Source organism: Pseudomonas sp. PSPC2-3, assembly GCF_049898265.1.
Classification (GTDB): Bacteria; Pseudomonadota; Gammaproteobacteria; order Pseudomonadales; family Pseudomonadaceae; genus Aquipseudomonas; species Aquipseudomonas veronii.
In genome coordinates this window covers 95,742-112,549 of record NZ_JAFCXJ010000013.1, presented here as the reverse complement: position 1 = coordinate 112,549, position 16,808 = coordinate 95,742, and the positions used below count along the sequence as shown (strand labels likewise).

General features: G+C 61.2%; 16 protein-coding genes. 3 read left to right on the top strand and 13 right to left on the bottom strand.

Going from position 1 to position 16,808, the window contains the following annotated elements:
• Positions 1 to 496 precede the first annotated feature (496 nt).
• From ACP7E3_RS27750 to ACP7E3_RS27730, 5 genes are all read right to left on the bottom strand, one after another.
• Positions 497 to 1,279 carry a MetQ/NlpA family ABC transporter substrate-binding protein gene (locus ACP7E3_RS27750; RefSeq protein WP_046385069.1) on the bottom strand — a complete coding sequence of 261 codons (783 nt, stop codon included), beginning with the start codon at positions 1,277 to 1,279 and terminating at the stop codon, positions 497 to 499.
• Positions 1,280 to 1,404: 125 nt separating this feature from the next.
• Positions 1,405 to 2,331 (bottom strand): sigma 54-interacting transcriptional regulator, encoded by a 927-nt coding sequence (locus tag ACP7E3_RS27745; protein ID WP_046385070.1) that lies wholly within the window; start codon positions 2,329 to 2,331, stop codon positions 1,405 to 1,407.
• 49 nt (positions 2,332 to 2,380) lie between these two features.
• Positions 2,381 to 2,962, bottom strand: a complete 582-nt coding sequence (locus ACP7E3_RS27740) for an alpha/beta hydrolase (RefSeq protein ID WP_017848603.1) — start codon at positions 2,960 to 2,962, stop codon at positions 2,381 to 2,383.
• A gap of 228 nt (positions 2,963 to 3,190) precedes the next feature.
• A complete protein-coding gene (locus ACP7E3_RS27735; RefSeq protein WP_046385071.1) occupies positions 3,191 to 3,556 on the bottom strand; it encodes a response regulator in 366 nt (121 codons plus the stop codon).
• A gap of 38 nt (positions 3,557 to 3,594) precedes the next feature.
• Positions 3,595 to 4,281 carry a Crp/Fnr family transcriptional regulator gene (locus ACP7E3_RS27730; protein ID WP_108526194.1) on the bottom strand — a complete coding sequence of 229 codons (687 nt, stop codon included), beginning with the start codon at positions 4,279 to 4,281 and terminating at the stop codon, positions 3,595 to 3,597.
• 83 nt (positions 4,282 to 4,364) lie between these two features.
• On the opposite strand from ACP7E3_RS27730, the gene ACP7E3_RS27725 reads away from it, so the two are divergent.
• Positions 4,365 to 4,892, top strand: coding sequence for a DUF962 domain-containing protein (locus ACP7E3_RS27725; protein WP_426125031.1), 528 nt, complete (start codon positions 4,365 to 4,367; stop codon positions 4,890 to 4,892).
• Positions 4,893 to 5,001: 109 nt separating this feature from the next.
• Here the strand turns inward: ACP7E3_RS27725 and ACP7E3_RS27720 are convergent, their stop codons facing one another.
• From ACP7E3_RS27720 to dibA, 6 genes are all read right to left on the bottom strand, one after another.
• Positions 5,002 to 5,982, bottom strand: a complete 981-nt coding sequence (locus ACP7E3_RS27720) for a sulfate/molybdate ABC transporter ATP-binding protein (RefSeq protein ID WP_017848607.1) — start codon at positions 5,980 to 5,982, stop codon at positions 5,002 to 5,004.
• 3 nt (positions 5,983 to 5,985) lie between these two features.
• Positions 5,986 to 6,858, bottom strand: coding sequence for a sulfate ABC transporter permease subunit CysW (cysW, locus tag ACP7E3_RS27715; RefSeq protein WP_017848608.1), 873 nt, complete (start codon positions 6,856 to 6,858; stop codon positions 5,986 to 5,988).
• A gap of 13 nt (positions 6,859 to 6,871) precedes the next feature.
• The gene (gene cysT, locus ACP7E3_RS27710; RefSeq protein ID WP_017848609.1) at positions 6,872 to 7,690 is read right to left on the bottom strand and encodes a sulfate ABC transporter permease subunit CysT; all 819 of its coding nucleotides are present in this window, start codon (positions 7,688 to 7,690) and stop codon (positions 6,872 to 6,874) included.
• A 168-nt stretch (positions 7,691 to 7,858) separates the two neighbouring features.
• Positions 7,859 to 8,869 (bottom strand): sulfate ABC transporter substrate-binding protein, encoded by a 1,011-nt coding sequence (locus tag ACP7E3_RS27705; protein ID WP_017848610.1) that lies wholly within the window; start codon positions 8,867 to 8,869, stop codon positions 7,859 to 7,861.
• 177 nt (positions 8,870 to 9,046) lie between these two features.
• Positions 9,047 to 9,229 carry a sulfur starvation response protein OscA gene (oscA, locus tag ACP7E3_RS27700; RefSeq protein ID WP_010565387.1) on the bottom strand — a complete coding sequence of 61 codons (183 nt, stop codon included), beginning with the start codon at positions 9,227 to 9,229 and terminating at the stop codon, positions 9,047 to 9,049.
• A 239-nt stretch (positions 9,230 to 9,468) separates the two neighbouring features.
• Positions 9,469 to 11,382 carry a phosphodiesterase DibA gene (gene dibA / locus ACP7E3_RS27695; RefSeq protein ID WP_426125027.1) on the bottom strand — a complete coding sequence of 638 codons (1,914 nt, stop codon included), beginning with the start codon at positions 11,380 to 11,382 and terminating at the stop codon, positions 9,469 to 9,471.
• A 166-nt stretch (positions 11,383 to 11,548) separates the two neighbouring features.
• On the opposite strand from dibA, the gene desA reads away from it, so the two are divergent.
• Together desA and ACP7E3_RS27685 are read left to right on the top strand one after the other, a co-directional pair.
• A complete protein-coding gene (gene desA, locus ACP7E3_RS27690; RefSeq protein WP_046385075.1) occupies positions 11,549 to 12,733 on the top strand; it encodes a delta-9 fatty acid desaturase DesA in 1,185 nt (394 codons plus the stop codon).
• 202 nt (positions 12,734 to 12,935) lie between these two features.
• Positions 12,936 to 13,937 carry a sensor domain-containing diguanylate cyclase gene (locus tag ACP7E3_RS27685; RefSeq protein WP_057005866.1) on the top strand — a complete coding sequence of 334 codons (1,002 nt, stop codon included), beginning with the start codon at positions 12,936 to 12,938 and terminating at the stop codon, positions 13,935 to 13,937.
• 64 nt (positions 13,938 to 14,001) lie between these two features.
• Here the strand turns inward: ACP7E3_RS27685 and ACP7E3_RS27680 are convergent, their stop codons facing one another.
• Entirely contained in the window at positions 14,002 to 15,210 is a 1,209-nt protein-coding gene (locus ACP7E3_RS27680) for an HDOD domain-containing protein (protein ID WP_426125024.1), read from the bottom strand.
• Between the two features lie 139 nt (positions 15,211 to 15,349).
• Positions 15,350 to 16,627 carry a 4-aminobutyrate--2-oxoglutarate transaminase gene (gabT, locus tag ACP7E3_RS27675; RefSeq protein WP_017848615.1) on the bottom strand — a complete coding sequence of 426 codons (1,278 nt, stop codon included), beginning with the start codon at positions 16,625 to 16,627 and terminating at the stop codon, positions 15,350 to 15,352.
• Positions 16,628 to 16,808 lie beyond the last annotated feature (181 nt).

Below are 16,808 nucleotides of genomic sequence, written 5' to 3'. Positions count from 1 at the left end.
CCAACGCCAATGGTTCCGAAGCTAAACGAACGCCCACGCTCAAGACGCCGGATCGCCCGGCCTTTATTGGCATAAACCGTCGATTTTTGATACCGAAATATCACATTGATATCGCCCAACACGATAGCTACCAGATTCGCGGGGTTGGCGAGTGACGGCTATGGTTGTGGGGTCTGTGATTCGAGGGAATGAACAATGAACGAAGCGAAACCGATTGATCCGCAGGAGCTGGTGAAATGGTTGGTGGCATTGCGCAGGGCGATCAACGCCCGAGTGCGGTGAAACGCTGAAAATCCACGGTGAGATAAAAATCAAATGTGGGAGGGGGCTTGCCCCCGATAGCGGTATGACAGTCACCGATGCATTGACTGAACCACTGCTATCGGGGGCAAGCCCCCTCCCACAATTCTGAGCGCATTCCAAATTCCACCCATAAAAAAACGCCGACGCTATGCAAGCCGTCGGCGTTTAAACCTTGAAAGGTTTTACCGCTCGATCAGAACGCCGGCACAACCGCGCCGTTGTATTTCTTCTCGATGAACGCTTTGACTTCCGGGCTGGTCAGGGCCTTGGCCAGTTTCTGGATAGCAGCGCTGTCCTTGTTGTCCGGGCGCGCCACCAGGAAGTTCACATACGGCGATTTGGCGTCTTCGATGATCAACGCGTCCCTGGCCGGGTTGAGGCCGGCTTCCAGGGCGTAGTTGGTGTTGATCAGGTCCAGGTCAACCTGGTCCAGCACACGTGGCAGCAGGGCTGATTCCAGCTCTTTGAACTTCAGGTTCTTCGGGTTGCTGGCAATGTCTTTTGGCGTCGCCAGCGCATTGGTCGGGTCTTTCAGGGTGATCACACCGGCCTTCTGCAGCAGCAACAGGGCACGGCCGCTGTTGGAGCCTTCGTTCGGAATGGCCACGGTGGCGCCATCTTTGAGCTCCGAGATGTTTTTGATTTTCTTCGAGTAACCGCCGAAGGGTTCAACGTGTACGCCCACCACGGTGACCAGGTTGGTGCCTTTACCTTTGTTGAAGTTTTCCAGGTACGGCAGGGTCTGGAAGTAGTTGGCGTCCAGACGCTTCTCGGCCACCTGCACGTTGGGCTGTACGTAGTCGGTGAAGACTTTGATTTCCAGATCCACGCCTTCTTTGGCGAGGGTCGGCTTGACCAGCTCGAGGATCTCGGCGTGCGGGATCGGGGTAGCGGCCACTATCAGTTTTTCGTTGGCCTGGGCGAAGCCCGCAGTCAGGGCAGCCGCCAGTGCGGTAAACAACAGAACCTTTTTCATGAGTGTCCTTATCGACATTCCGGGGCGTCTCTGACGACCGTATTGGGGTGGAGTGCCAGCGAAGTGCTATCGCGGCGTGAGAGTGACAATACCTAGATTTTTTATTCCCGAACAATACCTTTTATTCAGGTTGATATTCCATTTTGCTCATGTAGGAATTTGCGCAAGGTTTCCCGTTCGGCCGCACTGGCGCTTTCGAATATCCGTTGCACCTGCTCCAGCGGCGAACCGGCGGTCGGCAGGTTCAAATGCTCCGGCAAGATTTCGTCGCCGCTGCTGACCAGCAAGGCAAAGTGGATGACGTTCTCCAGCTCGCGGGTATTGCCCGGCCAGCTGTGGTGTTCCAGCACGCGCTGGGCCGCGTCGCTGATCAGCGGCACCGGCAGGTCCAGGCGCTGGCTGTAGATGCCGAGGAAGTATTCGGCCAGGGACAGGATGTCGCCGACCCGCTCGCGCAAGGCCGGCAGGTCCAGTTGGCCTTCGCTGAGGTAATGGAACAGGCGCTCATTGAACTTGCCTGCGGCCACGGCCTGGGCCAGGTCGATGCTGGTCGCCGCCACCAGGCGCACGTCCACCGGGCTTGGTTGCTGCGCGCCGACGCGGGTGACTTCGTGGTTTTCCAGGGCGGCGAGCAATTTGACCTGGATCGGCAACGGCAAGTCGCCGATCTCATCCAGGTACAAGGTGCCGCCGTTGGCCGAGCCGAACCAGCCGGCCCGGCTGCTCGCCGCGCCACTGTGGGCGCCGGCGGCGTAGCCGAACAGCTCGGCATCGGCATAGGTCGGGCTGATCGCGCCGCAATTGACCGAGACAAACAGCCCGGCGCGGTCGCTGCCCCGATGGATATGCCGCGCCAGCAACTCTTTGCCGCTGCCGGTCTCGCCACGGATCAACACCGGCAAGGCGCGGGGCGCGAGGTGTTCCAGCGCTTCGCGCAGTTGCCGCGAACGCGGGTCGACGAACACCAGTGCCTTGGCGCGGATGCTCAGCGGGCTTTTTTCGGCGTCGGGGAAGGTCAGCAGCGGCTGACCGAAGGTTTCATGCAGACTCATGGCAGGCTCCCGCCCCCAATCCGCTCAGGGACGGGGCGTTGAAAAAGGTTCAGGCCGTGCGCCGGGCGTGATGCTCCAGGCGGCTTTGCAGGCGATAGAGATACGCGAAACCCTGCTCCCAGCGCTGGTGGCCGGACTTCACATTGATATGCCCGGCACCGGACAAAATGCCGGCTTCAGCGCCCCAGTCGCGCGCCAGCTCCATGGCCCTGGGGGCGCTGACGGCACTGTCGTTGTCGGAGCTGACCACCTGGCTGGGAAACGGCAGCAGGTCGCGTGGAATCGGCGCGAAGTTACGCAGCGCGGGGGCACAGGCCGGGCGTTCGACATCCGCCGGCGCCACCAGCAACGCCCCGCGCACCTGCCGCAAAAACTGCAGCGGGGCAGTGGCAGCCCAGTGGGCCACGGTGATGCAGCCCAGGCTATGGGCGATCAGAATCACTGGCGTGCTGTCGGCGGCGATCGCCTCGGCCAGCGCGGCCACCCAGTCTTCGCGACGCGGCGTCAGCCAATCGGCCTGCTCCACCCGGGCGCTGTTGGGCAGGCTGTTCTGCCAATGCGTTTGCCAATGATCTTCTGGCGATCCTTGCCAGCCCGGCACGATCAGGTAACGAATCGATTCGCTGTGCATGGGTGTGCCCTCCTGCAGCGTTTAACGTTGCTGGACAGTATAGGGACGGGGTTTATATTCGTTAAGGAATAAGAAGCTATTTATTAATAACTAAAAAATCAAACTATGGGAGGGGCGGTGTATCAGCTAGCGCATTCATCAATTGATCCACCGTCATCGGGGCAAGCTCCCTCCCACATTTAACAGCCGGGCTTGCCCGCGATCGCGAGAGCCCAGGCCACACATCTATCAGCGCCCGCGATCGCGACGCAGTAGTTTTTTCACGCGCATGACCAGCGCCTTGTCTTCAAACGGCTTGAGTAAATAATCATCCTCATGCAATTCCAAGTCGCGCAGACGGTCTTCGATCCCACCCGGGCTGGTCAGAAACAACACCGGCGTCTCGCCCTTGTGCCGAATCGCCTGCTGCAGTGTCCAGGCATTCAGCCCCGGCAGCATCACGTCCAGAATCACCAGGTCGTACTCGTTGCCCTCGACAAGCCGCTGGGCGGCCATGCCGTTGGCCGCGACTTCCACGGAATAACCGGCCTCGTTCAAACCCTGGGCCATCCGCTGTGCTTCTTCGGATTCATGTTCCACTAACAGCACGCGCATAACACACCTCGATTGATCAGACCTGCAGGCTAACACCCTCAGGTGTGCGCCGCCTCACGCAGGCGCTGTGCATCGAGGATTTCGATCTCGCCATAGCCCAGGCGCACGATGCCCTGGGCTTGCAGGTCCTTGAGCAAGGCGTTGGTGGTCTGGCGCGACAGGCTCAACATCGCCGCCAGGTCTTCCTGGGGTAACTGCAGCCGGCGTTTTGAGGGCTCGATGTCGCCGTACCCTTCAATGATCATCAACAAACGATGGGCCAGCCGCACCGAGGCGGGCATCAGGCTGAGCTGTTCGAGGCCGATGAAACTCAGGCGCAACTTTTGGCTCATCAACAAGGCCAAGTCGCGCCAGTACTGCGGGGTTTCATCGAGAATGTCGAGCAATGCCTGCTGGGGCACCTGCAACAGCTTGCACGGCCCGACCGCACAGGCGTCGTGGGTGCGCGGCAGGCCGTCGAACAGGCAGATTTCACCGAACCAGTAGGGCGACTCCACCAGGCTGAGCAGCGCTTCCTTGCCCTGCTCGTTCACCGCGCTGATCCGCAAACTGCCGTCGAGCACCGCATACAAGCCGCAGGGCTGGTCACCGCGCTTGAACAGGTATTGCCCCGCCGTCAGCAGCCGCAGCCGCGCGTGGGCCAGCAGACTATGCTGAAAAGCGCCGGGCAAGTGGCTGAACCAGTGCCCGGCAGCCAGCCGGGGTCGCCATTGCTCTGCGTTCATGAGAACTCCGAAGATTGTCGCCCAACTGACAGTTAGGCGAAGGCTGACAGGGCATGATCAAACATCCTACAGGAGGAATAACAATGAAAAGCCTCGTCGACCACCTCAGTCAATACGCCGCCTACCACCGCGACCCGCGCAATATCGCCAGCCACTTTATCGGCATCCCGCTGATCGTGGTCGCCGTCGCCGCGTTGCTTTCACGCCCGGAGTGGCCGCTGGCCGGGCTCTGGCTGTCGCCGGCGCTGATCGTTGCGCTGCTTGCGGCGTGGTTCTACCTGCGCCTGGAACTCGTGCTGGGCGTGCTGATGAGCGTGCTGATGGGCTTGTCGGTGTGGGCCGGGCATGTACTGGCGGCGCAAAGCACGCCGGTCTGGCTCAGCGGCGGTATCGGTATGTTCGTGGTGGGTTGGGTGATTCAGTTTGTCGGGCATTACTACGAAGGCAAGAAGCCGGCGTTTGTGGATGACGTGTCGGGGCTGATCGTCGGGCCGTTGTTTGTGGTGGCGGAGTTGGCGTTTTTGCTGGGGTTGCGGCACGAGCTCAAAGAGCAGATTGAACGCCGCTCCGGGCCAGTCGCTCGCCGCGATCTGAAGCCGAGAGAAGTCTGAATGTGGGAGGGGGCTTGCCCCCGATTGCAGTGGGTCAGTCACTGAAGATATTGACTGATACACCGCTATCGGGGGCAAGCCCCCTCCCACATTTGTTATTGCAGTGTGTTCAGGCTTTTTGCCAGACCTTGGGTTTGAAGAACAAGGTCTCGCCCCGCGCCAGGCCGATCAGGCTGTCGTGGTCTTTCACCACTTCGGCTTCGATCAGTTCGCTCTGGCCTTCGACTTTCAACGTCACCCGCGTGGTCGCCCCCAGCGGCCGGATATCGCGCACTTCGGCGGCATGGTGGTCTTCCAGTTCATGGCGCGACAGCGACACTTCGTGGGGGCGGAACAGCACGTGTTGGTCGCCCCCCAGGTGCAGGCGGTTGGAGTCGCCGAGGAAGTGGTAGACGAAATCGCTGGCCGGGTTTTCGTAGACGTCGCCCGGTGAGCCGATCTGCTCGATCACGCCCTTGTTCATCACCACGATACGGTCGGCAACTTCCATCGCCTCTTCCTGGTCGTGGGTCACGAACACCGAGGTCAGGTTGATATCTTCGTGCAGGCGCGCCAGCCAGCGGCGCAGCTCTTTGCGCACCTTGGCGTCGAGGGCGCCGAAGGGTTCGTCGAGCAGCAGCACTTTGGGCTCCACCGCCAGGGCGCGGGCCAGGGCGATGCGCTGGCGTTGGCCGCCGGAGAGTTGTTCCGGGTAGCGGTCGGACAGCCAGTCCAGTTGCACCATGTTCAACAGTTCGTGGACTTTGACCGCGATCTGGCTTTCGTTCGGGCGCTGGTTTTTCGGCTTCATGCGCAGGCCGAAGGCGACGTTATCGAACACGGTCATGTGGCGGAACAGCGCGTAGTGCTGGAACACAAACCCGACGTTGCGATCACGCACGTCGTGGCCGGAGACGTCTTCACCGTGGAACACGATGCTGCCGGTATCCGGGGTTTCGAGACCGGCGATGATGCGCAGCAAGGTGGTCTTGCCGCAGCCGGAGGGCCCCAGCAACGCCACCAGCTCGCCACTCTGGATGTCCAGGTTGATGCTGTTCAGGGCCTTGAAGGCGTTGAAGTTCTTGCTGACATTACGGACTTCGATGGACATGGATTATTCCTCAGCCGCAGCTGCGCGCAGGCGGTTGATACGGTTCTCGCTCCACTGCTTGAGCAGCAGGATGAAGAGCGCCAGGATCAGCAACAGACTCGCCACCGCAAACGCGGCGACGTGGTTGTATTCGTTGTAGAGAATCTCGACGTGCAGCGGCAACGTGTTGGTCACGCCGCGAATGTGGCCGGACACCACCGACACCGCGCCGAACTCACCCATCGCCCGCGCGGTACACAGCACCACGCCGTAGATCAGGCCCCATTTGATATTCGGCACGGTGACATGCCAGAACATCTGCCAGCCATTGGCGCCAAGCAGCCGCGCGGCTTCTTCTTCCTGGGTGCCTTGTTCCTGCATCAGCGGGATCAGCTCCCGGGCCACGAACGGCACGGTGACGAAGATGGTCGCCAGCACGATGCCGGGCAAGGCGAACACGATCTGGATGTCATGCGCCTGCAGCCACGGCCCAAAGAAGCCCTGGGCGCCGAACATCAGCACATAGACCAGGCCCGCGATCACCGGCGACACCGAGAACGGCAGGTCGATCAGCGTCACCAGGATGCTCTTGCCACGGAACGAGTACTTGCTCACGCACCATGCGGCGCTGACGCCGAACACCACGTTGAGCGGCACCGAGATCAGCACGGCGACCACCGTGAGCTTGAGCGCCGACAGCGCATCGGGCTCGAGGATCGCGGTGAAGAACGCGCCGAGGCCATTCTTCAAGCCCTGGGACACCACGATAAACAGCGGCAGCACCAGGAACAGGAAGAACACCAGCCAGCCCAGGCTGATCAGGATGCGCCGCGACAGCGCACTGCCACGCCGGGCAGCGTTGGCCGAGGACGCGGCGGAGATAGACGATTGGGACATGTTCCGCGCCTCCTTATGGGTGTTCGATGCGCCGCTGCAGCAAATTGATCAGCAGCAGCAACACGAAGGAAACCACCAGCATCAGCACACCGATGGAGGTGGCGCCGTGGTAGTCGTACTGGTCGAGCTTGACCATGATCAGCAGCGGCAGGATCTCGGTCTTCATCGGCATGTTGCCGGCGATGAAGATCACCGAACCGTACTCACCGACGCCACGGGCAAACGCCAGGGCGAAGCCGGTCAGCCAGGCAGGCAGCAACGCGGGCACGAGGATGTAGCGGAACACCTGCAACGGCTTGGCGCCCAGGCAGGCGGCGGCTTCTTCGATTTCCCGGGGGATATCGGCGAGGACCGGCTGCACCGTGCGGACCACGAACGGCAACGTGACGAAGGTCAGCGCCAGGGTGATGCCCAAGGGGCTGTAGGCGATCTTGAAGCCCAGGTCGGCGGCGAACTGGCCGACCAGGCCGGTCGGGGTGTACAGCGCGGTCAGCGCGATACCGGCGACGGCCGTGGGCAGGGCGAACGGCAGGTCGATCATCGCATCGATGATCTTGCGCCCGGGGAAGGTGTAGCGCACCAGCACCCAGGCCAGCAGCGTGCCGATCAGGCCATTGATCAGCGCGGCGTACAGCGCGGTGCTGAAGCTCAACTTCAATGCCGCCAGCACACGCGGTGCGGTGATGATGTTCCAGAACTGATCCCAGGTAAGTTGAGCGGCGTGTACAAACATCGCCGCGAGGGGGATGAGTACGATCAGGCTGAGGTACACCACGGTGTAGCCCAGCGTCAGCCCGAAGCCGGGTATGACGGGGGAAATACGACGCGACATAAAAGTCCTTGGTTAGCAGGTCTGACACACAAAACCCGCAGGTGAATGCGTGCTCTGTAGGAGCGGGCTTACCCGCGAAAAACGTCAACGATAACGCGCACAATCTGGGTGCACGCGGTGCCTGGACCTTCTTCGCGAGCAAGCTCGCTCCTACAGAGGGCGGTGTTTTTATTGCGCCGAGTAGATCTGGTCGAACACGCCACCGTCGTTAAAGAATTTCGGCTGCGCAGTTTTCCAGCCGCCGAAGTCTTTGTCGATAGTCACCAAATCCAGCTTCGGGAACTGCTGGGCGTATTTGGCGGCGATTTTCTCATCGCGTGGGCGGTAGAAGTTCTTCGCCGCAATCTCCTGGCCAGCCGGGCTGTACAGGTGCTTGAGGTACTCGGTAGCGATCTCGGTGTTGCCCTTTTTCTCGGCGTTCTTGTCGACCACGGCCACAGGCGGCTCGGCGAGGATCGACAGGGACGGTACGACGATGTCGAACTTGTCGGCGCCGCCGTTTTCTTTCAATGCCAGGAACGCCTCGTTTTCCCAGGCCAGCAACACGTCACCCTGACCGTTGTTGACGAAGGTGATGGTCGAACCGCGCGCCCCGGTGTCGAGGACCGGTACGTGCTTGAACAGCTCTTTGACGTATTCCTGCGCCTTGGCTTCGCTGCCACCGGCTTTCAGGCCATAGGCCCAGGCGGCGAGGAAGTTCCAGCGCGCACCGCCGGAGGTTTTCGGGTTCGGGGTGATGACCGCCACGTCTTTCTTGATCAGGTCGCCCCAGTCCTTGATGCCTTTGGGGTTGCCCTTGCGCACCAGGAACACGATGGTCGAGGTGTACGGGGTGCTCGCATCCGGCAGGCGGGTCTGCCAGTTTTCCGGCAGGGTCTTGCCCAACTTGGCGATTTCGTCGATATCGCCGGCCAGGGCCAGGGTCACGACGTCGGCACGCAGGCCGTCGATCACCGCACGGCCCTGTTTGCCCGAGCCGCCGTGGGATTGCTGGATCTTGACGCTGTCGCCGGGGTGGGACTGTTTCCAGTAGCTGGTGAACTCAGCGTTGTAGTCCTGGTACAGCTCACGGGTCGGGTCATACGAGACGTTGAGCAACTCGTAGTCCTTGGCAACGGCAGACCCGGCAAACACGGCGCTGGCCAAGGCAGCCAGGGCGTAACGGCGAATCGACGACATAGAAAGCTCCTGAAATTCCGGGGTGTTGGCTGACGACTGCAGGAGCGAGCTGGCTCGCGAAAAACGTCAACGATAACGCTGCACATCAGGTGCAACGCGTTGCCTTCAAGCTTTTCGCGAGCAAGCTCGCGCCTACAGGGGCATTTTTTATAGTGATGGGTCTATCGCCGCTCTTGCTCAGGCCGGTTTGTTACCCGGGTTCTGCAGGCGGAATTTTTCTTTGCGTTCGATCTGTACTACTTGAGCGTTGTGTACAGTGATTTCCACCGCGCCAAAGCGCAGATCGCGCAACGCGCTCTGGATCTCACGCAAAATGGCTGCTTCGTCCTGGCCGTCGACGCTACGTAGAGATGCGCTCATGATCTCGCTCCTGAAATGAAAAGTGCCGCGCAGTGGCGGCACTGCTTGCGGCGTGAGGGCGATAGTAGATAAGCGCGGATATTCTTAAAAATACTATTTAAGAATGTTTATATAACCAGAAAGAATTTTCTGGCCGGACGTGGGGTTACGACGGCGTTTTGTGGCCAAGTGCCAAAATCGAGCCTGGCGAATATCCAACTGTGGGAGGGGGCTTGCTCCCTCCCACAGTTGACTGCATTTCAACTCTGGATGGCGGGTGCCCGGTCCCAGTCGATTTCACACGCTGGCATCGGGCGGCCAAACCAATAGCCCTGGCCCATGTCGCATTTTTGCTCCAGCAGGAACCGCGCCTGTTCCACCTGTTCGATCCCTTCGGCGTGTACCTGCATGCCCATGCTTTTCGCCAGGGCGATCACCACGCGCACGATGGCGGCGTCGTCTTCATCCCACGGCACCCCGGCGACAAAGCCCTGGTCGATCTTGAGCTTCTGCACCGGCAGGCGCTTGAGACGCAGCAGCGACGAATAGCCGGTGCCAAAGTCGTCAATGGCCAGGCGCAGGCCCAGCTCGCGCAGGCGGTGCAGTTGTTCCAGGGCCACTTCGGGGTCTTCCATCACCGCGCTTTCGGTGACTTCCAGCTCCAGGTAAGCCGGGTCCAGGCCAGTGTCGTGCAGCACCTTGGCGACTTGCTCATACAACTCGCGTCGCGCAAACAAGCGACTGGACACGTTGATCGCGATAAACCTCAACGGCACGCCGTCCTCCAGCCACTGGCACATCTGGGCGCAAGCCTCGTGCATGACCCAGGCGTCGATATCGGCAATCAACCCGGTGCGTTCGGCGATGGGGATGAACTCGACCGGCGGCACCAGGCCGCGCTCCGGGTGTTGCCAGCGCACCAGGGCTTCGACGCCGATCAGGCGGCTGGTGTGCAGGTCGTGAACCGGCTGGTAGTAGACACGCAGCTCCTGCTGGTCGAGGGCGCGGCGCAGTTCGCCGGCAATTTCCACGCGGTTCTGCGCGTGGGCAGTCAACTCTTCGGTGTACAACGCGTAGCCTTCACGGCCGACGCTCTTGGCCTTGAACAACGCGGAATCGGCGTTACGCAACAACTGCTGGGCACTCAGCGCGTCGCTGGGAAACAGGCTGATGCCAACGCTCGCACTGATAAACAATTGGTGGCCGTCGAAATTGAACGGAAGTTTCATCGCATCGAGCATGCGTTGCGCGAGCGCGGCGGCCTGCACCACCTGTGGACAGTTTTCCGCCAACACCGCGAATTCGTCCCCGCCCAGCCGCGCCAGCGTCACGCCGGTGCCGAATTGGCTTCTCAGGCGTTCACCGACCAATTTGAGCAACTGGTCGCCGACGTTATGGCCCAGGCTGTCGTTGATGATCTTGAAGTGGTCCAGGTCGAGCAGCAGCAACGCACAGCCGCGTTTATGCACTTGCGCCGAAGCCAGGGCCTGCTCGGCGCGGTCGGTGAACAGCAGGCGGTTGGGCAGGTCGGTCAGCGGGTCGTGGTGCGCGAGGTGCGCCAGTTCGTGCTCGGAATCCTTGATGGCGCTGATATCGGAAAACACCGCGACGTAATGGCTGACATGGCCGAGGTCGTCGTGAATCACCCGGATGGTTTGCCACTGTGGATAAATCTCGCCGCTTTTGCGCCGGTTCCAGATTTCCCCGCTCCACTCGCCGGTTTGCTCCAGGGCCAGGAACATCTGCTGGTAAAAACTCGACGAATGGCGGCCTGACTTGAACAAGCTGGGTTGCTCGCCCATGACATCTTCGCGCCGATAGCCGGTGATCGCCATAAAGGCCCGGTTCACATGGACGATCTGCCCCTTGGCATCGGTGACCAGCACCCCTTCACGGGTGCAATCGAACACGGCAGCGGCCTGGCGCAGGCGCTCACGACTCTCTTTGAGCGGTTGCTGCAATTCGTTGACGCGCGCAAAGCGCGCGCACATCAGGTAAATCACCAGGGCGCTGAGGGCCACCCACACATAGCCGCGCAGCTGCAGCCACTGATTTAACTCAACCGGGTCATCGAGGAACTTGATCAATACCCGGTGAGTAAGCACAACCCACAGCAGCGAAACCAGCAGATATACCAACCCCGCACGCCGGGCACCTCGGTATGAGAACAACATATGGCCAGTAATCCTTACTAAAAAGCTAGATTCGCCCTACAAAGGTTACGGATTATAGAATAAGAAACATCCCGTCACTCCTATCTGAAAGGTCGGCTGGTTTTCTCTGTGAGCTTAGTGATAATGCGTGAGCTGTTTTTTTCTTTTTCTGAGGGCCATACAGCCTATGTGGTACAACGGTTTTCTTGACCTGTCAGCCTGGCAACTGGTGGCAGTCACCCTGTTGATGACCCACGTGACCATTATTGGGGTCACCGTCTATCTGCACCGCTATTCAGCCCATCGCTCCCTGGAGCTCAATGCCGGCCTGAAACACTTCTTCCGCTTCTGGCTGTGGCTGACCACGGCGCAGAACACCCGCGAGTGGACCGCCATCCACCGTAAGCATCACGCCAAATGCGAAACCGTCGACGACCCGCACAGCCCCGTCATTAAAGGCCTGTCTACCGTATTGCGCAAAGGTGCCGAGCTCTATCGCGCCGAAGCGGAGAACCCCGAGACCCTGCGCATCTACGGCAAGAACTGCCCGGACGACTGGATCGAACGCAAACTCTACACGCCCTACCCGCTCTTGGGTGTGGCAATCATGGGTGTGATCGACCTTCTGCTGTTCGGCACCATCGGCATCACCATCTGGGCGATCCAGATGATGTGGATTCCATTCTGGGCCGCCGGTGTGATCAACGGCCTCGGCCACGCCGTGGGCTATCGCAACTTCGAATGCCGGGACGCGGCGACCAACCTGGTGCCGTGGGGCATCATCGTGGGCGGCGAAGAGCTGCACAACAACCACCACACCTACCCCAACTCCGCCAAACTGTCGGTGAAGAAATGGGAGTTCGACCTCGGCTGGGCGTGGATCAAGCTGTTCAGCCTGCTGCGCCTGGCCAAGGTGCAGCGCGTCGCGCCGATCGCCCACCGTGTCGAAGGCAAGGGCCACCTGGACATGGACACCGCCATGGCGATCCTCAACAACCGTTTCCAGATCATGGCCCAGTACCGCAAGCTGGTGATCGGCCCGCTGGTCAAGCAGGAACTGGAGAAGGTCGATCACTCGGTGCGCCATCAGTTCCACCGTGCCAAGCGCCTGCTGTCGCGGGAAACCAGCCTGCTGGATGACCGCCACCACCTGCGTATCCAGAGCATGCTGGAACACAGCCAAGCCCTGAAAGTGATCTACGAAAAGCGTCTGGCCCTGCAGCAGATCTGGCTCAAGACCAGCTCCAACGGCCACGATATGCTGGCCGCGATCAAGGAATGGGTGCATGAGGCCGAGGCCAGCGGCATCCAGTCCCTGCGCGATTTTGCCCACCAATTGAAGACCTACTCGTTGCGCCCTGCAACGGTGTGAACACGCGGAGGGGGAAGGCTTGCCTTCCCCTTTGATCGCTTTTTTGACGCCATTCTCCAGACACCCATAAATCCGTCACAATCGCCCCCAATGACGGAACTTAGACGCAATTCGCCCCTCTCAAACAACACTTCGCCATCATGGTGGCCCCTTGTTGTGACCGCTGCTGAACCCTGCGGCGCGCCCAGAGAGAGTTGTGCCGATGGTCCAAGAAAAAACGCACCTGCCCGATCCCCCCACCGCTGAACCCCCACGCCCCGCAGCCGCAGCAACCTTGCTGGCGTTGATGCACGCCCAGGGCGAGGTCGAGCGGCTGAGTGAGCGTGAGCAACTACTCAGTTCCCTGCTGGTCAGCGTGAATGCGGTGCTATGGGCCATCGACTGGGCGTCGCGACGCGTGCTGTATGTGAGCCCGGCGTATGAGCGGGTGTTTGGCCGTTCCGCCGGCATGCTGCTGGCCGACCACCGGGAATGGCGCAACAGCATTCACCCCGAAGACCTCGACTACGCCGAACACAGCCTGGCCCGCGTACTCGAACAAGGCGCCGTGGAAGACCGCGAGTACCGCATCATCACGGCCGGCGGGCAGATTCGCTGGCTCAGCGACAAGTGCTACATCAACCAGCAGGCCGAACCGGGCGAGCCGTTGATCGTGGTCGGCATGGCCGAGGACATCACCGACAAGAAACAGTTGGAGCTGGAGTTGCACCGCCTGGCCACCACCGACGTGCTGACCCAGAGCAGCAACCGCCGACACTTTTTCGAATGCGCCAACCAGGCCTTCGACAGCGCCCGCGCCCAGGCTGCGCCGCTGGCATTCCTGCTGCTGGACATCGATGACTTCAAGGACGTCAACGACACCTACGGCCACTTGGAGGGCGATCAGGTGTTGCGGCGCATTGCCGAGAGCGGTCGTGGCGTACTGCGCCGTGGCGACCTGTTCGGGCGCATTGGCGGCGAAGAGTTCGCCGCCGTGCTGCCCGGTTGCGCGCCGGAGATGGCGCTGCAAGTCGCTGAGCGGCTTGGCAAGGAAATCCAGGCGTTGAGCTTCAGCTATGAAGGCCACGCATTCACCGTGACGGTCAGCCAGGGCCTGGCCAACCTCAACGAGCAAGACTCGACCCTGAACAACCTGTTCGCCCGCGCGGATGGCGCCATGTACGAAGCCAAGCGCCTGGGCAAAAACCGCGTGGTTGCTGGCTAGAGAATCAACACAGAGCAAATGTGGGAGGGAACCTGCCCCCTCCCACATCTGAATTTCATAGCCTTTAGGCCTTGCGCAACCTCATCAGCTCCGACAGCCCCATTTTCAACAAGCGCGCGGTCTTGCTCCTGGCCAGCGCTTCCAGCCCTTCATGCTCGGTCAACCGCGCCATCTGCGCCGCCAGGTTCATCACCAGCGCCTCCCGCGAATACACCCCGCCTTCCAGGGAGTAGATCGCCGCGATCAACTGACGCAGTTCCAGCGGCAAGCGCCAACGCGTGCGCAACGCCGAACCGTAGGCGGCACCAAAGGCGTGCAGCGACTCGCCAATCGCTTCGTCATCCAGCGCCCCGCCACCCTGGCGCCAGTCTTCCAGGCAGCGCAACAACGCCAGGTCGCCGAGCCGATGCAGGATGCCCGCGCTGTAACAGCGCTCGTGGTCCAGCTCCAGCATGCGCGCCAGGCGGCGGGCGTAGTCGGCGGTGTCCTGGGACAACTGCCAGTGACGCTCGGCATACGCCACCAGGCCTGGATCACCCAATACCACGTTGTGCTTGAGCGCCAGGCCGAGTATCAGGTTCATGCTTTGCCCGGCCTGCAGCTTGTGCAACGCCGCCGACAGGGTCTGCACCGGCGTGCCGTGATGGCCGGCGCTGTTGGCGGCGGCGATCAGCACGGCGGTGATCTGCGGGTCCATACACACGCGGTCTTCCAGGCACTTGAGGTCCAGGCCCTCCGGCCCGAGGCTGTCTTGCACGGCGGCCTTCACATCGACCCACAGCGGCGCGCCATCGCAGGCGTCGCGGCGGCGCTCGAGGAACACCGACAAGGTCATGCCCGGCGCCAGTCGCGGCACTTCGCAGTACACGCTTTCGCCTTCGTTGAGCAGCAGGTCTTGCAGGCGCTGGGTCAGGCCGTCCATGTTCAGCGGTTTGGTCAGATACGCCGTGGGCGCCAAGGGCAAGGCCTCACGCACACTGGCGCTGTCATTGCGACTGCTCAAGAGGATGAACGGCAACGCGGGCGAGCGACGCTGCTGACGCACATTGCGCAACAGGCTCAGGCCATCGATGCCCGGCAGTTCCCAATCCGCCACGATCAGGTCGTAGGCTTTGTCGCGCAGCAGCGTAGCCGCTTGCCGGCCATCGCCACACATATCCAGCCGTGCGTCGCAACGCACATTCAACAACACCTGCTTGAGCAGGTCCCGCGACCAAGGGTCTGCCTCAGCAATCAACACCCGGGGTACAGCGGGTAAATCCACAGCACTCATCCTGCACGCTCCATCTGCAATGCCTGCACCTTAGACAATGCGGCGGCCTACGTACAATGAACAACCACTGAATGTGCTGCATCAGGTAAAAAAAAACCCGCCGAAGCGGGTTTTTTCTATCGATCGGTTCAGCCCGGGCTTACAGCTCGGAGAAGCACTCTTCGATGATTGCCAAGCCTTTGTCCAGTTGCTCGTCCGGCGCGGTCAGCGGCACCAGGATGCGCAACACGTTGCCGTAAGGGCCGCAGGACAGCAGGATCAAGCCTTTCTCACGCGCCTTGGCCACTACAGCGGCAACGGCAGCAGCGTTTGGCTTGTGGGTGTCGCCACCTTCGAACAGCTCGATCGCGATCATCGCGCCCAGGGCACGCACGTCGCCGATCACCGGGTACTTGGCCTGGATGGCCTTGAGGCCGGAAACCAGACGCTCGCCGACGGCTTTGCAGCGATCCAGCAGGTGCTCTTCTTCGAACACTTCCAGCACGGCCAGGGCCGCGGCGCAAGCGATCGGGCTACCGGCGTAGGTGCCGCCGAGGCCGCCTGGCGCGATGGCATCCATGTATTCGGCCTTGCCGCACACACCGGCCAACGGGAAACCGCCGGCGATGGATTTGGCGAAGGTGGTCAGGTCGGCAGTCACGCCCATCTGTTCCATGGCGAAGAACGTACCGGTACGGCCGGCACCGGTTTGCACTTCGTCGGCGATCAGCAGGATGCCGTGCTTGTCGCACAGTTCGCGCAGGCGCTTCATGAAAGGTTTAGGCGCGACGTAGAAACCGCCTTCGCCCTGCACCGGCTCGATGATGATGGCAGCGATATCACGCGGCTCGGCATCGTTCTTGAAGATGCGTTCGATGCTGGCAATGGAGTCGTCGACGCTCACGCCATGCAGTTCGTTCGGGTACAGCGCGCGGAAGATGCCGCCTGGCATCAGGCCCATGCCGGCCGAGTAAGGCACGACTTTACCGGTGAGGCCCAAGGTCATCATGGTGCGACCGTGGTACGCGCCGGTGAACGCGATGATGCCGGCACGGCCAGTGGCAGCGCGGGCGATTTTCACGGCGTTCTCAACCGCTTCGGAACCGGTGGTGACCAGCAGGGTTTTCTTGGCGAAATCACCTGGGACCTTGGCGTTGATTTTTTCGCACAGTTCCACGTAAGGCTCGTAGGCCAGTACCTGGAAGCAGGTGTGGGTCAGCTTGTTCAGTTGCTCGGTCACAGCCGCGATGATTTTCGGGTGTACGTGGCCGGTGTTCAGCACGGCGATACCGCCGGCGAAGTCGATGAACTCGCGACCTTCAACGTCGGTCACGGTGGCGTTCTTCGCGGACTCGGCGAAGATCGGGTGAATCTGGCCAACACCGCGCGGTACAGCGGCTTCACGGCGTTTCATCAGGGAAGCGTTGGTCTTGCTCATAAAGTCCTCATTCGCCACTCATCGGGTGGCGTTGTTCAAGGAATACGTGGCGGGGGGCAACTACGGCAGCATGCGATGATCGACTGACACAGCGTTCCCGGCCACTACGAATAACGGTGTAAAACACGCAAAGGGTCAGCGCTCTCGTGCCCTTTGCGTTTGCAGCAATGCCTTGCCGGGC